The 16967-nt window shown below is 61.6% G+C and carries 14 protein-coding genes and 1 other RNA gene; 6 read left to right on the top strand and 9 right to left on the bottom strand.

Features of this window, described 5'->3' with window-relative positions:
* Positions 1–111: 111 nt before the first annotated feature.
* Positions 112–1008, bottom strand: coding sequence for a tRNA (adenosine(37)-N6)-dimethylallyltransferase MiaA (miaA, locus tag GA0061105_RS06360; protein WP_208601627.1), 897 nt, complete (start codon positions 1006–1008; stop codon positions 112–114).
* Here miaA and serB point away from each other — a divergent pair.
* Positions 1007–1897 (top strand): phosphoserine phosphatase SerB, encoded by an 891-nt coding sequence (serB, locus tag GA0061105_RS06355; RefSeq protein WP_092748809.1) that lies wholly within the window; start codon positions 1007–1009, stop codon positions 1895–1897. The genes miaA and serB overlap by 2 nt on opposite strands.
* A gap of 69 nt (positions 1898–1966) precedes the next feature.
* On the opposite strand, the gene GA0061105_RS06350 is transcribed toward serB, so the two are convergent.
* The 5 genes from GA0061105_RS06350 to GA0061105_RS06330 form a co-directional block, all read right to left on the bottom strand.
* Complete coding sequence (locus tag GA0061105_RS06350) at positions 1967–3682, bottom strand: DegQ family serine endoprotease (RefSeq protein WP_064694648.1); 1716 nt, start codon at positions 3680–3682, stop codon at positions 1967–1969.
* A gap of 201 nt (positions 3683–3883) precedes the next feature.
* Complete coding sequence (gene hflC / locus GA0061105_RS06345) at positions 3884–4852, bottom strand: protease modulator HflC (RefSeq protein WP_092748807.1); 969 nt, start codon at positions 4850–4852, stop codon at positions 3884–3886.
* Positions 4853–4857: 5 nt separating this feature from the next.
* Entirely contained in the window at positions 4858–5955 is a 1098-nt protein-coding gene (gene hflK, locus GA0061105_RS06340; RefSeq protein ID WP_064694650.1) for an FtsH protease activity modulator HflK, read from the bottom strand.
* A 196-nt stretch (positions 5956–6151) separates the two neighbouring features.
* A complete protein-coding gene (locus tag GA0061105_RS06335) occupies positions 6152–6820 on the bottom strand; it encodes a dihydrofolate reductase (protein WP_167358527.1) in 669 nt (222 codons plus the stop codon).
* A gap of 116 nt (positions 6821–6936) precedes the next feature.
* On the bottom strand, positions 6937–7731 hold the full coding sequence (locus tag GA0061105_RS06330) for a thymidylate synthase (protein ID WP_092748803.1): 795 nt from the start codon (positions 7729–7731) through the stop codon (positions 6937–6939).
* Positions 7732–7843: 112 nt separating this feature from the next.
* On the opposite strand from GA0061105_RS06330, the gene ssrA reads away from it, so the two are divergent.
* The 4 genes from ssrA to GA0061105_RS06310 all read left to right on the top strand — a co-directional run bounded on the left by ssrA (position 7844) and on the right by GA0061105_RS06310 (position 9422).
* Positions 7844–8206: a transfer-messenger RNA gene (ssrA, locus tag GA0061105_RS06325) on the top strand.
* 128 nt (positions 8207–8334) lie between these two features.
* Positions 8335–8850: an SspB family protein gene (locus tag GA0061105_RS06320; protein ID WP_064694653.1), complete on the top strand. Its 516-nt coding sequence runs from the start codon at positions 8335–8337 to the stop codon at positions 8848–8850.
* A 50-nt stretch (positions 8851–8900) separates the two neighbouring features.
* Positions 8901–9095: a DUF4169 family protein gene (locus tag GA0061105_RS06315; protein WP_064694654.1), complete on the top strand. Its 195-nt coding sequence runs from the start codon at positions 8901–8903 to the stop codon at positions 9093–9095.
* 102 nt (positions 9096–9197) lie between these two features.
* Positions 9198–9422 carry a ribbon-helix-helix domain-containing protein gene (locus GA0061105_RS06310; protein ID WP_092748801.1) on the top strand — a complete coding sequence of 75 codons (225 nt, stop codon included), beginning with the start codon at positions 9198–9200 and terminating at the stop codon, positions 9420–9422.
* 87 nt (positions 9423–9509) lie between these two features.
* Here the strand turns inward: GA0061105_RS06310 and GA0061105_RS06305 are convergent, their stop codons facing one another.
* The 3 genes from GA0061105_RS06305 to GA0061105_RS06295 form a co-directional block, all read right to left on the bottom strand.
* On the bottom strand, positions 9510–13220 hold the full coding sequence (locus tag GA0061105_RS06305) for an AsmA family protein (protein WP_092748799.1): 3711 nt from the start codon (positions 13218–13220) through the stop codon (positions 9510–9512).
* 113 nt (positions 13221–13333) lie between these two features.
* A complete protein-coding gene (locus tag GA0061105_RS06300) occupies positions 13334–14746 on the bottom strand; it encodes an FAD-binding oxidoreductase (protein ID WP_092748797.1) in 1413 nt (470 codons plus the stop codon).
* A gap of 162 nt (positions 14747–14908) precedes the next feature.
* A complete protein-coding gene (locus GA0061105_RS06295) occupies positions 14909–15943 on the bottom strand; it encodes an aldo/keto reductase (RefSeq protein ID WP_092748795.1) in 1035 nt (344 codons plus the stop codon).
* Between the two features lie 91 nt (positions 15944–16034).
* On the opposite strand from GA0061105_RS06295, the gene GA0061105_RS06290 reads away from it, so the two are divergent.
* Complete coding sequence (locus GA0061105_RS06290; RefSeq protein ID WP_092748793.1) at positions 16035–16940, top strand: LysR family transcriptional regulator; 906 nt, start codon at positions 16035–16037, stop codon at positions 16938–16940.
* Positions 16941–16967 lie beyond the last annotated feature (27 nt).

Raw genomic sequence — 16967 nt, 5'->3', positions numbered from 1 at the left:
ATGCAATCCTCAAGGGCGGTTAATGGAGAACAGCAGGCGTGATACGGCGCCCGCTAAGAACATATCGTTTAAACTGCGCCTGGAGCAGGAGGTCCGCAACGGGGATGAGAACTAGGCGGTCAGCCGTTGCCAGCTCTCGTCCATCTGATTTCGGAACCAGGTCATTTGCCGCTTGGCATATTGCCGTGTCGCCGCCGCCCCCTTCTCCAGCACCTCATCGCGCGTCATCTCGCCCTGTAGCATTGCCGCAATCTGCGACACCCCGATCGCCTTCATGACCAGCGCCTCGGCCGGCAGGCCGAGCGCAAGCAGCGCCCTCACCTCATCTTCCGCGCCCTGTTGCAGCATTTTTTCGAACCGGCCGTTGATGCGGGCGTGCAGCACCGCCCGGTCCGGCAGAACGATGATCTTGCGGGCCGCGTCGGCATCGATCACCACAGGTCCGGACCGACCCTGGAAATCGGCGATCGACCGTCCCGTCGCTTTGATCACCTCCAGCGCGCGGACGATGCGCTGGCCGTCCTGGCGGTTGAGGCTTGCCGCCATGGCTGGATCGACGGCCTGGAGTTCGGCATAGAGCTGGTCCACTCCCTCCTCAAGCAGCCGCGTCCGGAGTTCCTCCCGAAGCGCAGCGGGTATGTCGGGCATGTCGGAGAGACCGCCGGTCAATGCCTTGAAATAAAGACCGGTGCCGCCGACGAAGACCGGCAATTGCCCGGCCGCCTTCAGCGCCGGCAGCAGCGCCGAGACATCGCGCAGCCAAGCGCCTGTGGAATAGCCGGAACCTGCCGGTACGTGGCCGTAGAGATGATGCGGCACGCCTTGCATCTCCTCCTCCGACGGACGCGCAGTCAGCACCCGCAATGTGTCGTAGACCTGCATGCTGTCGGCATTGACGACCGCACCGCCATGGCGTTTGGCCAATTCGACGGCGAGCGCGGACTTGCCGCTGGCGGTCGGCCCGGTTATCAGGATCGCGTTCTCTACGCTCAGAAGGTTTTCCATCATGGCCCTCGTTGCCACGCTTGTTGCCAATCCGTCAAATCCCGTTCTTACTCCCGGCATTGCCGAGCAAGCGGCCAAGGCCGTGACGGCGTCCGGCTTGTACTGGCTGGCCGACGGTGTAGCCTGCGACATTGCGCTCCGCGACGGCTCGGATGCGCAAGCGGCCGAGGCCAATCTCCTTGCCGTCATATCGGGCGCCCCCATCGACCTCGTCATCCAGGAGCAGGACAGCCGCCGCAAGAAGCTGCTGATCGCCGACATGGATTCAACGATGATCGGCCAGGAATGCATCGACGAACTTGCCGCCGAAGTCGGCCTGAAGGAGAAGGTCGCCGACATCACCGCCCGCGCCATGAACGGCGAGATCGCCTTCGAGCCGGCGCTGCGAGAGCGCGTTGCCCTCTTGAAGGGCCTGCCGATCTCGGTCGTCGACGAGGTCATCGCCAAGCGCATCACGCTGACGCCGGGCGGGTCGGAGCTGATCGCCACGATGAAATCGAAAGGCCATTACACGGCCCTCGTCTCCGGCGGCTTCACCGTCTTTACCAGCCGCATCGCCGCCACCCTCGGCTTCGACGAAAACCGCGCCAACACGCTGCTTGAAGAGGATGGCATCCTCTCCGGCTTCGTCGCCGAACCGATCCTCGGCAAGCAGGCGAAGGTGGATGCGCTGAACGAGATTTCGGCAAGCCTCGGCATTTCGCCACAACAGGCCATCGCCGTCGGCGACGGCGCCAACGACCTCGGCATGCTGCAACTCGCCGGCTCCGGCGTCGCCCTCCACGCCAAGCCCACGGTCGCCGCACAGGCGCAAATGCGCATCAATCACGCCGACCTGACGGCACTGCTTTACATCCAGGGTTACCGAAAGACCGACTTCGTGACGGCGTGAGAAGCGTGCTCCGCCTACGTCCTGAAGGAGGTGGAGGTCGCAGCGGCAAATCCATTGGCGCTGGAGCTACTATTCCATCGGCACCGCCACGAACCGCAGATCGCCGTTTGCCGAGGCGATCATCAGCTGGGCGTTGCGCCGACCTTCCTGTTTAAGCGATTTCACCTTGGCCGCGACCGCGTCCGGGGACTTCATGAATTCCTGTGCCACCTCGACGATCACGTCCCCTGGCTTCAGCCCCTTTTCGGCCGAGGCGGAGCCGGGCGCCACCTCCGTCACGACAACGCCATCGACGCTTTCGGCAATGCCGAAAGCCTTGCGTGTTTCGGGACTGAGGAGCGACAATGACAATCCGAGCACGTTCTTCGGCATGGCTGCATCCGGCGATACCTGGCCCTGATGCTGGTCCGGCGCCGGCGCGCCGGGTGCGGGCTCGGCCTGGTCGCCGGTATCGGGCTGGTCCATATCGTCGTTCTCGCCAGGGTCAGGGGTGATCACACCGTCCTGCGAGCCATCGGGAGCCGCATCGCCCGATGCCGCCTGATCGCTGTCTTCGAGCCGGCCGAGCTTCACCTTGACGGTCTGCTCCTTGCCGTCGCGCAGCACCACGACGTCGACTTCCTTTCCGACCGTACTTTCGGCCACGACGCGCGGCAGGTCGCGCATCTCGTTGACCGTCTTTCCGTCGAATTTCAAAATGACGTCGCCCGCCTTGATCGAGCCGTCGTCGACGGGACCGCCCTTGATGACGCCGGCGACCAGTGCGCCCTTGGCCGTGTCGAGCCCGAGGCTGTCGGCGATATCGTCCGTCACAGGCTGGATGCGCACGCCGAGCCAGCCGCGGCGCGTCTCGCCATATTGGCGCAACTGCTCGACGACGCCGGACGCAAGTTCGGACGGTACCGAGAAGCCGATACCGATCGAGCCGCCGCTCGGCGAGATGATCGCCGTGTTGATGCCGATCACTTCACCCTTCATGTTGAAGAGCGGGCCGCCGGAATTGCCCTTGTTGATCGCCGCATCCGTCTGGATGAAATTGTCGTAGGGGCCGGCATTGATATTGCGGCCGCGCCCGGAAATGATGCCGACCGTGACCGAGCCACCGAAGCCGAACGGATTGCCGATCGCCATCACCCAGTCGCCGATGCGCATCTCGCTGGAATCGCCGAACTTCACCGACTTCAGCGGCGTCTTCGGCTCAACCTTCAGTACCGAGAGATCGGTCTTCGTATCCGTGCCGATCAGCTTCGCCTTGAGTTTCGAGCCGTCGGCAAAATTGACCTCGATGTCGTCGGCGCCCTCGATCACGTGGTTGTTGGTGACGATATAGCCGGCCGGGTCGATGACAAAACCGGAACCAAGCGAGCTGACATTATGGTTGGGGCCTCTGTTGCCCTGCTGTTTGTTGAAGAAGTCATTGAAGAATTCCTGGAATGGCGACCCGTCAGGGGCGCGCGGCGCCGGCCCCACCCCTTCGTCATCCTTCACATTCTGCGAGGTCGAGATATTGACCACGGCATCGAGCAGGCCTTCGGCAAGGTCGGCAACGGAAGCCGGGCCGTTGTTCGGCACGACGGTCTGGACCGGTGGGGTCTGCTGCGGTGCAGCAGGTGCGGGAGGCGTGGGAGCGGGAGCAGCCGGAACCGGTGCGGCAACCCCGGGCGCTGCCGTTTCAGGCGTGGTTTGCGCAAAAGCAATCCCGCTCATGCCGGCTTGCGCCAGGATGGCGGCGCTGGCCAGAAGCGCGAGCGTTCGTCTGAAGGGCGAGCAAGTCGTGGGGGCCATCAAGCTTCCTCATAAGGGGTAAATGCGCACATTGAGCATCAGCATAAGGCGGAATGATGGAGGGTGAAATCACCTTTTCGCGAAATCCCCGTGCAATCCGGCGGATCGTCATAAAAGCCCGGCCTTGGCTCCCGGAAAATGAAAAGGGCCGGCGCTGGGCCGACCCTTTCTTCGATCTTGGCGGGAAACAGATGCCGCTTCTCAGTTCGCCGGCTGGGCTGGCGCTGCCGGAGCGGTTGCCCCGGGCGTTGCGGGAGCCGGCTCGGCCGGGCTGGCCGGCGTCTGCCGAGAGGTGCCGGCGGCGTTGTTGAAATAGCGGAAGAATTCCGAATCCGGCGACAGGACCAATGTCGTGTCCTGCGACGAAAGCGCCGCCGAGTAGGCCGCCATCGAGCGATAAAACTCGAAGAAACCCGGATTCCTGGAGAAGGCCTCGGCGAAAATGCGGTTGCGTTCGGCATCGCCCTGGCCGCGCAGGATTTCGGACTCGCGCTGTGCGTCGGCGGTAAACTCCACGACCTGGCGATCAGCAATGGCGCGGCGGCGCTGGCCTTCTTCAGTGCCCTGCGCCCGCAACAGCTCGGCCTCAGCCAGGCGCTCGGCCCGCATGCGGTTGAAGGTACGCTCGGAAACATCCTGCGTCAGATCCGTGCGGCTGATGCGGACGTCGTCGAGCGTGATGCCGAGCGTCTCCGCATCGGCCTGCAGCTCGTTGCGAACCTCGAGCATCATCGCCACGCGTTCCCGGGAAAGCGCGGCTTCGATGCTGCGTACGCCGTAAACTCGCCGCAGAGCGGAGTCGAGGCGCGTGCGAAGCCGCGCTTCCGCCGCCTCCCTGTCGCCCGAGACCGTCTCGCGGAAACGCCGCGCGTCGTTGATGCGGTAAATAAGAAAGGCATTTACCTCGTAGAAGGCGCCTCCGGAAACCTGGACGCGGATATTGTCGAGATCGAAACGCAGCTCCTGTTTCGGCACGTATTGCACCCTGTCGGCATCGGCAAAGGCGAAAGGCAGTTTGAAATAGATGCCGGGATCGGTCTTGACCGACTGGATTTCACCGAAGCGAACGACGATGGCCTGCTCGCGGGCATTCACCACGAAGACCGAGGAATAGATCCCAGCCAGCACGACCGCCAGGAGAACCAGTATTACGGGAAGTCTGTTCGACATGGGTCTCAGCCTCCCTGCTGCTGTTGTTGTTGCTGCTGCGTCGGCCTGTTGATCTCGTTGAGAGGCAGATAGGGCACGGCGCCGGCCTTTTCGTCTATGATCACTTTCTTGGAACCCTTCAGCACCTGTTCCATGGTTTCCAGGAACAGCCGCTCCCGCGTCACGTCAGGAGCCTTGGAATATTCGTCGTAGATCGAAACGAAGCGTTGCGCTTCACCTTCGGCCTCCTTGACGATCCGGTTCTTGTATGCCGCTGCGGCTTCACGGATGCGGGCCGCGTCGCCACGGGCCTGGCCGAGCTTCTGGTTGGCGTATTGATTCGCCTCCTCCACGAGGCGCTGCTTGTCCTGGTCGGCACGCTGCACTTCCTCGAAGGCATCGGCTACGTCACGCGGCGGTGCGACGTCCTCGATCGTCACGCGGTTGATCGCAATGCCGGCGCCGTAGCGATCCATCGTATCCTGGATGATATTGCGCACTTCGGTTTCGATCGGTCCGCGATTGTCGCGGAAGGCATCCTGTGCCGGGCGCCGGCCGACGATTTCACGCATCGCACTTTCTGAAACCTGCTGCAGCGTTTCAGCCGGATTTTCGAGGCGGAAGAGATAGGATTTCGGATCATTGATCGTGTAGAGCACCGAGAACTGTACGTTGACGATGTTCTGGTCGCCGGAAAGCATCAGGCCGACCGTCGAATTGGTGTTGTTGCGCCCGCCGATATTCTGCTGCTGCTCCGTCACCTTCACGATCTCGACCGCGTCCATCGGCCAGATGCGGAAATGCAGGCCGGGCATGGAAATTTCTTCTCTCGGCTTGCCGAAGCGCAGCTCGACGCCGCGCTCGTCCGGCTGGACGGTGTAGACGCACTGGATCAGCCAGAAGATGGCGACCAGCGCGACGACGATCACCGCCACGCCACCGTTGAAACCGCCGGGAACGATGTTGCGCAGCTGGTCCTGGCCGCGCCGGATAATGTCTTCCAGATCGGGCGGTCCGCCTTTGCCGCCGCCGCGCGGGCGGTTCGGCCCCTGGCCCCATGGTCCCTGATTATTACCGCCGCCGCCCCAAGGGCCGCCGCCGCCATTCTGATTGCTCCAGGGCATCAAAACCTCGTTGTTCGTTAAGTCTTCCCCGCATCCGGGACCGTGGGGGGCCGACCGGCGGATGCGTTGGTGACCGTTATAGGTATCACCGCCCCGGCTTTCAACGCAGCGTGAGAAACTTGGTCAATTTAATTGGAAAATAGTTGCTGTTGTGACCGCCAGCGGTATTCATCGACTCAAATTACACACAGTTGGTTCAATCAAAGAAGTCCAACTGATCGCTCTCAGCTTGCTCCAGCCTAGCCTCATAACGCTCAAGAAGAGCCGCGAAATCAGGTTCCCGACCCATAAGCTCCTCCTTCACTCGATATCGATGGAAAGGCTTACGGCGAACATAGTGAGTTATTCGAAATGGATACTCATCAAATTCTGTCTTGGGAAAATCGTCTTCAGATCTTATAATCCATTCGGTCTTGGCTTCGTCGTCTTTCCGGCCGAAATCAAGTTCAAATTTTGCGTCACCATTTATATTTCCACAATATACGTCCGTTACGAATATACTGTTAATATATTTCTCAAAGACTTTATATATCTGATCTCCGCCAATAACAAAAAATTTCATGCTGCCAGAAATAATTGATTCGACGTCAGCCAAAAACAAAGCAGTCTCGGGATTGATTGCCCACTTAAGCGCGGGAAACTCTTTAAGAAATGCAGGCTCAGACCGAGACAATATTATATTGGTTCGTTTCGGTAGAGGCTTGCCTATAGATTCAAACGTCTTCCGCCCCATGATTACGGCGTGACCTTGAGTACGCTGCTTAAATAGCTGCAAATCGGTGCGCAAATGCCAAGGAAGTGCATTTTCGATACCGATTATTTTGTCCGGATAACTGCGCGCAACGATAGACGCTGCGGATGGCATCCGCACCCTCTTTTCGTTTTTTTTCATTAACTTAGACCGCACAATCTACCTGTCGACTACGAACCAGACGTCCATAGTCTGCGGACGCATGCACTGCAAGCTAAAATCCAAAAGGTTCAGACGGCGATCGGCGCCTTGATATTGGCATCGGCCTCATAACCCTCCAGCTCGAAATCCTCGAACTTGAACTCGAAGATATCCTTCACATCGGGGTTGATCCGCATGAAAGGCAGCGGCTTCGGCTGGCGCGTCAGCTGCAGCTTCGCCTGGTCGAAATGATTATGGTAGAGATGGGCGTCGCCGAGCGTGTGGACGAAATCGCCGGGTTTGAGCCCCGTAACTTGAGCCACCATCATCGTCAGAAGCGCGTAGGAAGCGATATTGAACGGCACGCCGAGGAAGATATCGGCCGAGCGCTGGTAAAGCTGGCAAGAGAGCTTGCCGTCGGCCACGTAGAACTGGAACAGGCAATGGCAGGGCGGCAGCGCCATCTGGTCCACCTCAGCCGGATTCCAGGCCGACACGATGTGGCGGCGCGAATTCGGATTGTTGACGATGCCTTTGACGAGATTGGCGATCTGATCGATATGACCGCCATCCGGCGCCGGCCAGGAGCGCCACTGGGCGCCGTAGACCGGGCCGAGATCGCCGTTTTCATCGGCCCATTCGTCCCAGATGGAAACGCCGTTCTCCCTGAGGTAGCGGATGTTCGTCTCGCCCTTCAGAAACCATAACAGCTCGTGGATGATCGAGCGCAGATGCAACTTCTTCGTGGTGAGGACCGGAAAGCCCTCTTCGAGGTCGAAGCGCATCTGATAGCCGAAGACCGAGCGCGTGCCGGTGCCGGTGCGGTCGCCCCGGTCGGAGCCCTTTTCCACCACGTGGGCGAGGAGATCGAGATATTGCTTCATGATGCACTGATTCCGTTTCCACCCAATTTAAGTCTTCGGCGGCGGGAAGCCAGCAGCCCGCGCACGTTTTCCCGCAATTTCTGCAGGCGGAGATAAAGCTTTTGTGACGTTTGCCCTTTCCTTGGGCAGAGGAAATCACTATATCAACCCTGCCGGCTTTCGGGCCGGCTATGGCGATAAACGAGCGGTGTAATAAACCTATTGGACCCGGGGGCGGTACCCGGCGCCTCCACCAAAAACCGGCGGCCTTGAAGGCCGGCTTTTGATGGGGGCGAAACAGGATCGACAAGGGTGTAAAGATCGTCTTTTTGCTCGGCATTGTACCGCCGTTATCGGGCTAAAATTGTAGTTGCAAACGACAACTATGCGGAAGCTCGTCTCGCTGCTTAATCGCGGTGTGACACTTCAATCAAAGTCCTAGTGGTTCGCACCTCTAGGCGGGGTCCGAAGGCACCTGGCAACAGAAGCCTTCACCTTCTCCCTGCTGACGAAATCATGTATGCTGCTCTTCAGCGTTGAATCGGCTCCGGACTTTCCCAAGGCGCCTGAACGTGCCATATACCTTGTGAAAAGACTTCAGAACCGACGAAAGACAGGAAAAGCATGGGGCAGGATCATATCCGCTACGACATTCTGGCGCAGGATGCACTTCGCGGCGTCATCCGCAAGGTTTTGGCGGAGGTAGCAGCGACGGGCCGTCTGCCCGGCGACCATCACTTCTTCATCACCTTCCTGACAGGTGCGGCCGGTGTGCGCATCTCCCAGCACCTGAAGTCCAAATATCCCGAGCAGATGACCATCGTCATCCAGCATCAGTTCTGGGACCTGAAGATCACCGAGACACATTTCGAAATCGGCCTTTCCTTCTCCGACGTTCCGGAAAAGCTGGTCATTCCGTTCAATGCGATCCGCGGTTTCTACGATCCCTCCGTCAATTTCGAGCTCGAATTCGACGTGCCGCTCGCCGATGGCGAGGAGCTGCCGTCCGGCGAGATTACCGCTTATCCGGTCGACGCGGCAGGAAAGCCTGATGAAGCCGCCGGCGCAAAACCGGCCGACGGCGAAGAGAAGAAACCAGGCTCCGTCGTCTCGCTCGACTCCTTCCGCAAGAAGCAGTGATTTCGAAGGGAGGCCAAGCCTCCCTTTTTCATAAGGATTGAAGGCCCCGTATGAGCGCCGAAATCATTAATCTGCGCCAGTTCCGCAAGAAGCAGGCCCGCTCCGAAAAGGAGAAACAGGCCGAGCAGAACCGTATTTCCTTCGGCCGCACCAAGGCCGAAAAGCACCTCACCCGCAGCCTGAACGAGAAGGCCGACAAAGCTCACCGCGACGGCCGGATCGAGACAGATGACGACGGCGCATGAGGCTGCACGCAAAGCCTGAAGAGCCGGAAACGACTCTGCGATCAGCCCCTTGCGCGACTTCCCTCAATCTATCCTCAAAGCAGATTGCGATGTGAACCGGCTATGATCCGCAAGCACTCGGCGACACTGCATGGCCATCGCACCAGCTTTTCGCTGGAAGATGAATTCTGGGCCGAACTGAAGACGATTGCGGCAAGCCGTTCGATATCGCTTGCCGCCCTGATCTCGGAGATCGACGATCACCGCCCGCCGGATAGCAACCTGTCCTCGGCGCTGCGGCTCCATGTACTTTCTTGGGCGAAGGCAGGCTTTGGCCGCCAGTCGTGACGGAATGCATGACGAGGTCACGCCACGATCTCAGAGGTCGTCTTCAGAAATCTGAAACGTCTGAGGAGACGCAAACCCCAAGCGTCGTCATTGCGCCTGGACGCCCGGCACCTGGTCGAAATCGAGCTGGCCGGGGTGCGTCTGCCCACCGCGCCGGGCCGCTTCTGCCTCGGCGGCCGCCCTCGCCTGCGCCTCGGCCTTGACCTTGGCTTCCGCAGCGCGCGCGGCCTCCGCCTCGGCCGCGGCCTTCTGCTCGGCCGCTTCCTGCGCCAGTGCGCGTAGCCGCTCTTCCTCCGCCTGCCGTTGCCGCTCCATCTCGGCCGCTCTGACGCGCTCGGCGTCATTGAAGCGATAGAGCGCCACCTCGCGACGCAGCCGCTGCTTTTCGAGCACGATCGCCTGCAATCGCTCGACGCGCCGCCGCTCGCGCTCAAATGCACGCAGCGACAGATAGCTGGTGATATCGGTCACGTCCATCGTCTTGCCGGGTGACGGCAGCATGCCGGAAAAATTTAGCCTCAGCGCCGGCTCGACGCCGGGAAGCGCCTCCGGGCCTGGATTGAGGCCGATACCGACCGTCGCGCTGATCCGCTCTTCGGGCAAGGCGATCTGCGCGTCGGCGGTGACCCGAGCCAGATCGTTGGCGACGGTCACATTCTGCACCCTGAGCGTTCCGTCGGCGATATTGAAGGGAATTCCGAGCGGCGGCAGCTTGGCCTCGCCGTTGTTGAGCAGGGTCTCTACGATCGGATGCACCTTTCCGGCATTGATCTGTTCCTGCATCGGGTCGGTCGCCGCTAGCAGCGGCGGCAGGATGGCGAGGTTCAGTCCGCGTATGTTTGTATCGCCGAGTCTCAGCTCCCCCGAACCATTGAGCGAGCTGGCGATCTCGTCGACCGTCTTGCCCGAGGCCTCCATCGACAGCGACAATCCGAATTTGCCGTTGGCGATCGGCGCCCCGTCACGCAGCCAGACGACGCCGGCAAGGTCGGAATCCGCAAGTGCCAGCTTCGTTTGCAGAAAACCGGTGCCGTCGGCGTTGGTGAAGAGCAGATTGCCAGAAAGCTTGCCGCCATCCCAGTTGCCGGCCATGTCGTTGAGCTGCAGCTCGTCGCCCTTATAGGCGACGTTGCTGGTGAAATCGGACACTGCCGTTTCCGGCAGGCCGGGCCAGAACTCTTTGGCCGACAGCTTTACCTTGACGTCGAGATCCTTGAAGGTGGGCAAGCCCAGCGGCGCCTTCGACAGGGTGCCGTTGGCGGGATCTACGATCTGGCCGAACACCGCCTCGCCGAGCCAGCCGGCATCGGCCTTGGCGAGCCGCAGCTCGCCGCTGGCTGTCGTCTTTGCAGCCTTGCGGTCGAAGGTCAGCACACCGGAAAACTCGTTGTCGGCCGCATGTCCCTTGAGATCGGACAAAGCGATCTTGTCGCTATCGACAGCGGCATTGACCTGCAACCCGAACGGGAGGCCTGTCCCGGTCTGCGGCAGGGCTATGCCATTCATGATGAGGTAGGGGTCGATATCGGCGCTGTCGAGCGAAAGCGCGATCTGGCCGTTCATGAAGCTCTCCGGCCGCACGTCAACCTTGCCACTCGCTGTAAACGAGGTCCGGTCGGTCGCAAAAGTCAGCGCCGCGTCGGCAGGATCGCTGCCCGAGGCCTTCACCTTGAGCGTCAGGCGACCGTTGGCGCCGACATCGACCGGCAGCGGATCGAGTCCGGCTTGACCGAACAGGATCGACGGCACGGCGTTCTCGAGCGTCGCCTCGAGGCTCGTCGTGCCGCTGCCGGTCAGCGCAAGGAGATCGGACATGCGGTAGTCGAGATTGACTCGGCTGCCGTTCGAGACGCCGGCCAGCGTCACCGTCAGCGCATTGCCCTCGTCACCGCCGAGCGTCAGCGCGCCGCGCAACGCCGTGTTGCCGTACCAGCCGGCATTGCGCACCAGCCGGTCGAGTACCGGGTGGTGTGGAAGATGCTCGCGCAGCATGGTGAAAAAGCCACCGGGATCGGCTGATTTGAAGGTGATCTCGCCGGTACCCTTATAGTCGAGCAGCGAGCCTTCGGCCCGGCCCGTCGCCGTCAACTCGGCGCCCGCGAGATTCTTGGCTGACAGCCGGTCGACGGCAAGCTCCCCGTCGGCGATCGTGAAGGTGGTTTCGACATTCTCGGCCTCAACCCCGAAGGCGGTGAACTTGTCGGCCTTGAGCTGTGCGGCGATCTTATGGTCGAGGACATTGTCGCCGCTTTCCTGCCCTGTCGCGAGCCCGGCCAGCGCTTGCAGCGCGTCGAGATCGAGCGTGTCGCCGTTCAAGGCCACCGACAAGGTCGGCGTCTGACCGGAGATCGCCTGCCGCTCCAGCCGGCCCTTCAGCGTCGCTGATCCGATAGCGATTTCGAGATTCTCGAAGCGCTGCAATTCGTGAGTCAGGCTGACATTGGCGGAAAAACCGGCCTGCCGCAATTGGCGGATGGCGGGGTCGACCGAGCCTGCCAGCCAGGAGGCAAGCCCCGTTGGCTGGCTCGAGGCAACCACGATCTGGCCGGTGAACGAGGGTTCGCCCTGAAGCAGGAGCTTGCCCTTGCCTTCCACCTGCGTGCGCCCAGGCAGCGTGCCGACGGCGCTGTCGATCATCCATCCGGTACCGGCCGGCTGCAGCTCCAATTGCACATCGCGTAGCGTCGTGTCGCCGGCTACGATGGCCGGCAGCTTGACGCTCGCCTTGCCCGGCACCTGCGGGATCGGCACCTGCGCGACAATATCGATCAGCGAATTCAGCCGTTGGCGCGCCGAAACCGCGGCATCCCGAGTCGTCTTGCCGGCCGCGCCCTGATTGCCGATGCGGTTCACGTCGATCTGTTGCCCGTCGGCGGTCAACAGGAATTCCGGCGCGTTGCCGGTATCGAGAGTCGCCTCCCCGGTTATCACATAAGGATCGTCAGTCGGGCCGATCTCCATCCGGTATTCGGGAATCCGGATGCGTTCGTTGGTGAGCTCGAAACGCCCCTTGACCCTCGGCGGCTGCTCGTTCTTGTTGGCGGATCTGGCGCTATTGCGGTTTTCGATCGCCGCCGAGAGTTGGCCCTGATAGTTCGGCTTGCGGTCGACCAGCTTCAGTTCGCCGTCGAGATCGATACTGACCGGATGTTTGTCCGGCGACAATTTCGTGCGCATCCGCAACACGCCCTTCTCGTCCGGCTGGCCGCTCGAGATCGAGAAATTGCCGTGTTCGCCGTCAAGCGCCGCATCGCCCTCGATGCGCCAGGGGCCGGCGAGCGATTTGGCCGACATCTCCGCATTCAAGCCGGTGATGCGGCGCGCCCGGCCCGACTGGTCATCGAGGAAATCGACCTCGCCGCCGCTGACATGCACATTTTCCAGAACGACAGTTTTTGCCGGTATTTCGGCGCGGCTGCCGCGCATCCAGTCAAGTGTGCCGTCTTTGAGCAATCTCAGGCGCACCTTCGGATTGACGACGCGCATATCGAAGATCAGCGCCTCACCCGAAAGGAAAGGCGCAAGCTCTGCATCCATGGAAAACTGTTCGACCTTGACGATCGGCGTGCCGTCAGCCTCCTGACCGACACGCACATCATGCAGCGTGACCGACGGGAACGGCAGCAGACGGGCGTCCACCGTGCCATGGACGGTGACTTTCTTGCCGATGATGCGGCTTGCCTGATCCTCGAAATTCTTGCGGAAATCCGTCCAGTCGATGAACAGCGGCGCAAGCAGCGCCACAAACAGCACTACGACGATCACTCCCCCCAGAAAGACGAGGAACCGGCCTACCAATGCAAGGAGTCTCCATTCGGGATTCGGTTGCCGACACTGCTTGGGATTCTGTTGTCGACACTAGCGCTATTCATGTCGGGGGCAAGGCCCAAGTTCATGAGAATATTCCGTTTTCAGCCCTGATGGAAAATCTTTCCCGGATTGAGGATGCCGTCCGGATCGAGCGCCTGCTTCACCTGTCGCATCAGATCCACTGTTCCCCCCAGCTCTTGCTCCAGAAAGGCCATCTTCCCCTGCCCGATCCCATGTTCGCCAGTGCACGTCCCGTCCATGTCGAGCGCTCGCCGATTGAGACGCTGCACAAAGCTCTCGGCCATGGCGATGTCTTCGGCGCTTTTGTCGTCGAACAGCAACAGCACATGGAAATTCCCGTCGCCGGCATGGCCGACGATCGGGCCAAGCAACCCGTGCGCCTCGATATCCGCCTGCGTTTCGGACACGCAGTCGGCAAGCCTCGATATCGGAACACAAACATCGGTCGAAAGTGCGGCAAGCCCGGGCGCCAGCGCCCTGGCGGACCAATAGGCGTCATGGCGCGCCTTCCACAGTTTCGTCCGCTCCTCGGCATTGGCGGTCCAAAGAAACTCGCCGCCGCCGCATTCCGCCGCGATTTCGGCAAAGGCGGCCGATTGCAGCGGCACGGTTTCGTCCGTGCCGTGGAATTCGAGGAACAGCGTCGGGCTTTCCGCATAAGAAAGCCGGGAATAGGCATTGCACGCCCGCATCTGCACGGCATCGAGCAGTTCGATGCGCGCCACCGGAATGCCCATCTGGATCGTCATGATGACAGCATCGCAAGCCGCCTTGATGCTCGGAAAGGCGCATACGCCGCCGGCTATCTTCTGCGGGATCGCCTGCAGGCGCAGCGTCACCGATGTCAATATGCCAAGCGTGCCTTCGGCGCCGACGAAAAGCCGCGTCAGGTCATAACCGGCTGAGGATTTGCGGGCACGCCGCGCCGTGCGGATCTCCTCGCCATTGGCGGTGACGGCCGTGACGGCAAGCACATTGTCCTTCATCGTCCCGTAGCGCACGGCATTGGTGCCGGAAGCCCGTGTCGACGCCATGCCGCCGATCGAGGCATTGGCACCGGGATCGATCGGGAAGAACAAGCCGGTATCGCGCAGGTGGATGTTCAGGGCCTCGCGCGTAATCCCAGGCTCGACCGTGCAGTCGAGATCCTCGGGATTGACTTCGAGCACTCGATTCATGCGGCTGAAATCAATGGAAATACCGCCATTGACGGCATTGACCTGCCCCTCCAGCGAGGAGCCGGTGCCGAAGCCGATGACCGGCACCTTATGGGTCGCGCAGGCCCTGACCGCCATCTTCACGTCTTCGGCGCTTTCGGCGAAGAGCACGCCGTCGGGCAGCTGCGGCGGGATATAGGTCGTCGTATGGGCATGCTGTTCGCGGAAGGCCTGCCCCGTCTGGAAGCGCTCGCCAAAACTCTGCTTGAGAATGCCGAGCACAGCGGCAATGCCCGCCTCGTTGCGTGTTCCGGCCATTGCGTCCTTCAGCGCCATCCCTTTGATCTCCCTGCCATTCCGCAGAAACCATATCGTGTTCCGCAGGACAGGCTGGGTATGCGGCAAGTCAAAGCGACTGTCCAGTTAAGATTCGCAGAAGATTTCATTCCTCTTTTGTTGTACGCCGGTTGTCATAGCCGAGCCCCTTTTCCCGGGGCCTCAGACGATCGGTGGATTGAGCCGCGCAAAACCCTCCTGCCGCCGATAGGGGAAATAGGGATAGGGGGCGGTGACGGCGCTGACGGCGTCGAGCCTTTCGACCTCATCCTTCGACAGGCTCCAGCCGACCGCGCCGAGGTTCTGCCTGAGCTGCTCCTCGTTGCGGGCGCCGATGATGACGCTGGAAACGGTCGGACGGCCGAGCAGCCAGTTGATGGCGATTTGCGGCACAGTCCGGCCGGTCTCGACTCCTATGGCGTCGAGGACATCGACGATGTCGAACAGCTTTTCCTCGTCGACTGGCGGGCCGTATTGCGCCGTTTCATGCAGCCGGCTTGCCCGAGGCAACGGCTCGCCGCGGCGGATCTTGCCGGTCAGCCGCCCCCACGCGAGCGGGCTCCAGACGAGGGCGCCGACACCCTGATCGGCGCCGAGCGGCATCAGCTCCCACTCATAGTCGCGCCCCGCCAGCGAATAATAGATCTGATGGGCGACATAGCGCGGATAGCCCCAGCGTTCGGCCGCCGCGAGCGATTTCATCAACTCCCAGCCGGAAAAATTCGAAACACCGACATAGCGGATCTTGCCTGCGGCGACGAGCCCGTCGAGCGTCGACAGCACCTCCTCGACGGGCGTCGAGGCATCAAAGGCATGGAGCTGCAGCAGATCGATATAATCGGTCCCGAGCCGGCCCAGCGCATCCTCGGTCGCGCGGATCAGCCGCGCCCGCGACGTTCCCCAGTCCTGCGGCCCCTCGCCCATCGGCAGCGCCGTCTTGGTGGAAATCAGCACGGCATCCCGCCGGCCGCGGATCGCCTGGCCGAGCACCTCCTCGGAGGTGCCGGCCGAATAGACGTCGGCCGTATCGAAGAGATTGACGCCGGCTTCGAGGCAGATGTCGACGAGCCGCCGCGCCTCGTCCGCATCGGTAGTGCCCCAGGCGCCGAACAGCGGGCCGCTGCCGCCGAACGTGCCCGCGCCGAAGCTCAAAACCGGCACCCTCAGGCCGGATGCACCGAGATTTCTGTACTCCATCGATCTACTCCCTTGTTTCCTCAGAGATAGACCCGGCCTTCTCGTTGATATAGATTGCCTAGCAGAATATCATCTGTGACTTGAATTCATCATGAGCCGTCAGGACATCAACCGCTCGGGCGAAATGGAAGTCTTCGTCAGCGTCGTCGAGCGCGGCGGCTTTTCAGCAGCCGCCACGGCGCGGCACATGACGCCATCGGCCGTCAGCAAGCTCGTCGCCCGGCTGGAGACGCGCCTCGGCGCCCGCCTCGTCAACCGCTCGACCCGCAAGCTGCAGCTGACGCCGGAGGGATGCGCCTTCTACGAGCGCAGCATCGCCATCCTTGCCGATATTGCCGAGGCCGAACGGCAGGCTTCATCAGGCGAACAGGCCTCGGGCCGCATCCGCATCAATACCAGCGGCTCCTTCGGCAATCATGTGCTCGCACCACTCGTGCCTGCCTTCATGGTGCTTCATCCCGCTGTCACGCTCGATATTGCCCACACCGACAGGGTCGTCGACCTGATGGAGGAGCGCGCCGACGTCGCGATCCGCACCGGTCCCTTGAAGAACTCCAGCCTGATCGCCCGCAAGCTCGGCGCCACCGGCAAGATCATCGTCGCCTCTCCTGATTATATCAGCCGTCATGGCGAACCGCGCAGCGTCTCCGATCTCAGCCACCATTGCCGCATTGGCTTTTCCTACGCCCGCGCCGTTGAGGGCTGGCCGCTACGCGAGGACGGCGACACCGTGTCGGTGGCGGTCACGCCAGGCGTGCAGGTTGCAGACGGCGAGGCCATGCGGCATCTCGCCCTCTCCGGCGCCGGCATCGCCCGGTTGGCCGCCTTCACCGTGCGCGCCGATATCGATGCCGGCCGGCTGGTGCCGGTGCTGGAAGAGGCCAATCCCCGCGACATGGAAGAATTCTACGCCCTCTATATGGGCCAGGGCGGACCGCTGCCGGCGCGTGTGCGCGCTCTGCTCGATTTCCTCGTGGAGCATGTTCGACTCTGGTGAGATAACAAGGGTTTGAGGCGGCTGCTT

This window comes from Rhizobium aethiopicum (assembly GCF_900094625.1).
In the GTDB taxonomy this organism is placed as follows: Bacteria; Pseudomonadota; Alphaproteobacteria; order Rhizobiales; family Rhizobiaceae; genus Rhizobium; species Rhizobium aethiopicum.
Note: the sequence above shows the minus strand (reverse complement) of the source record. Positions and strands in the feature narration are given on the sequence as shown.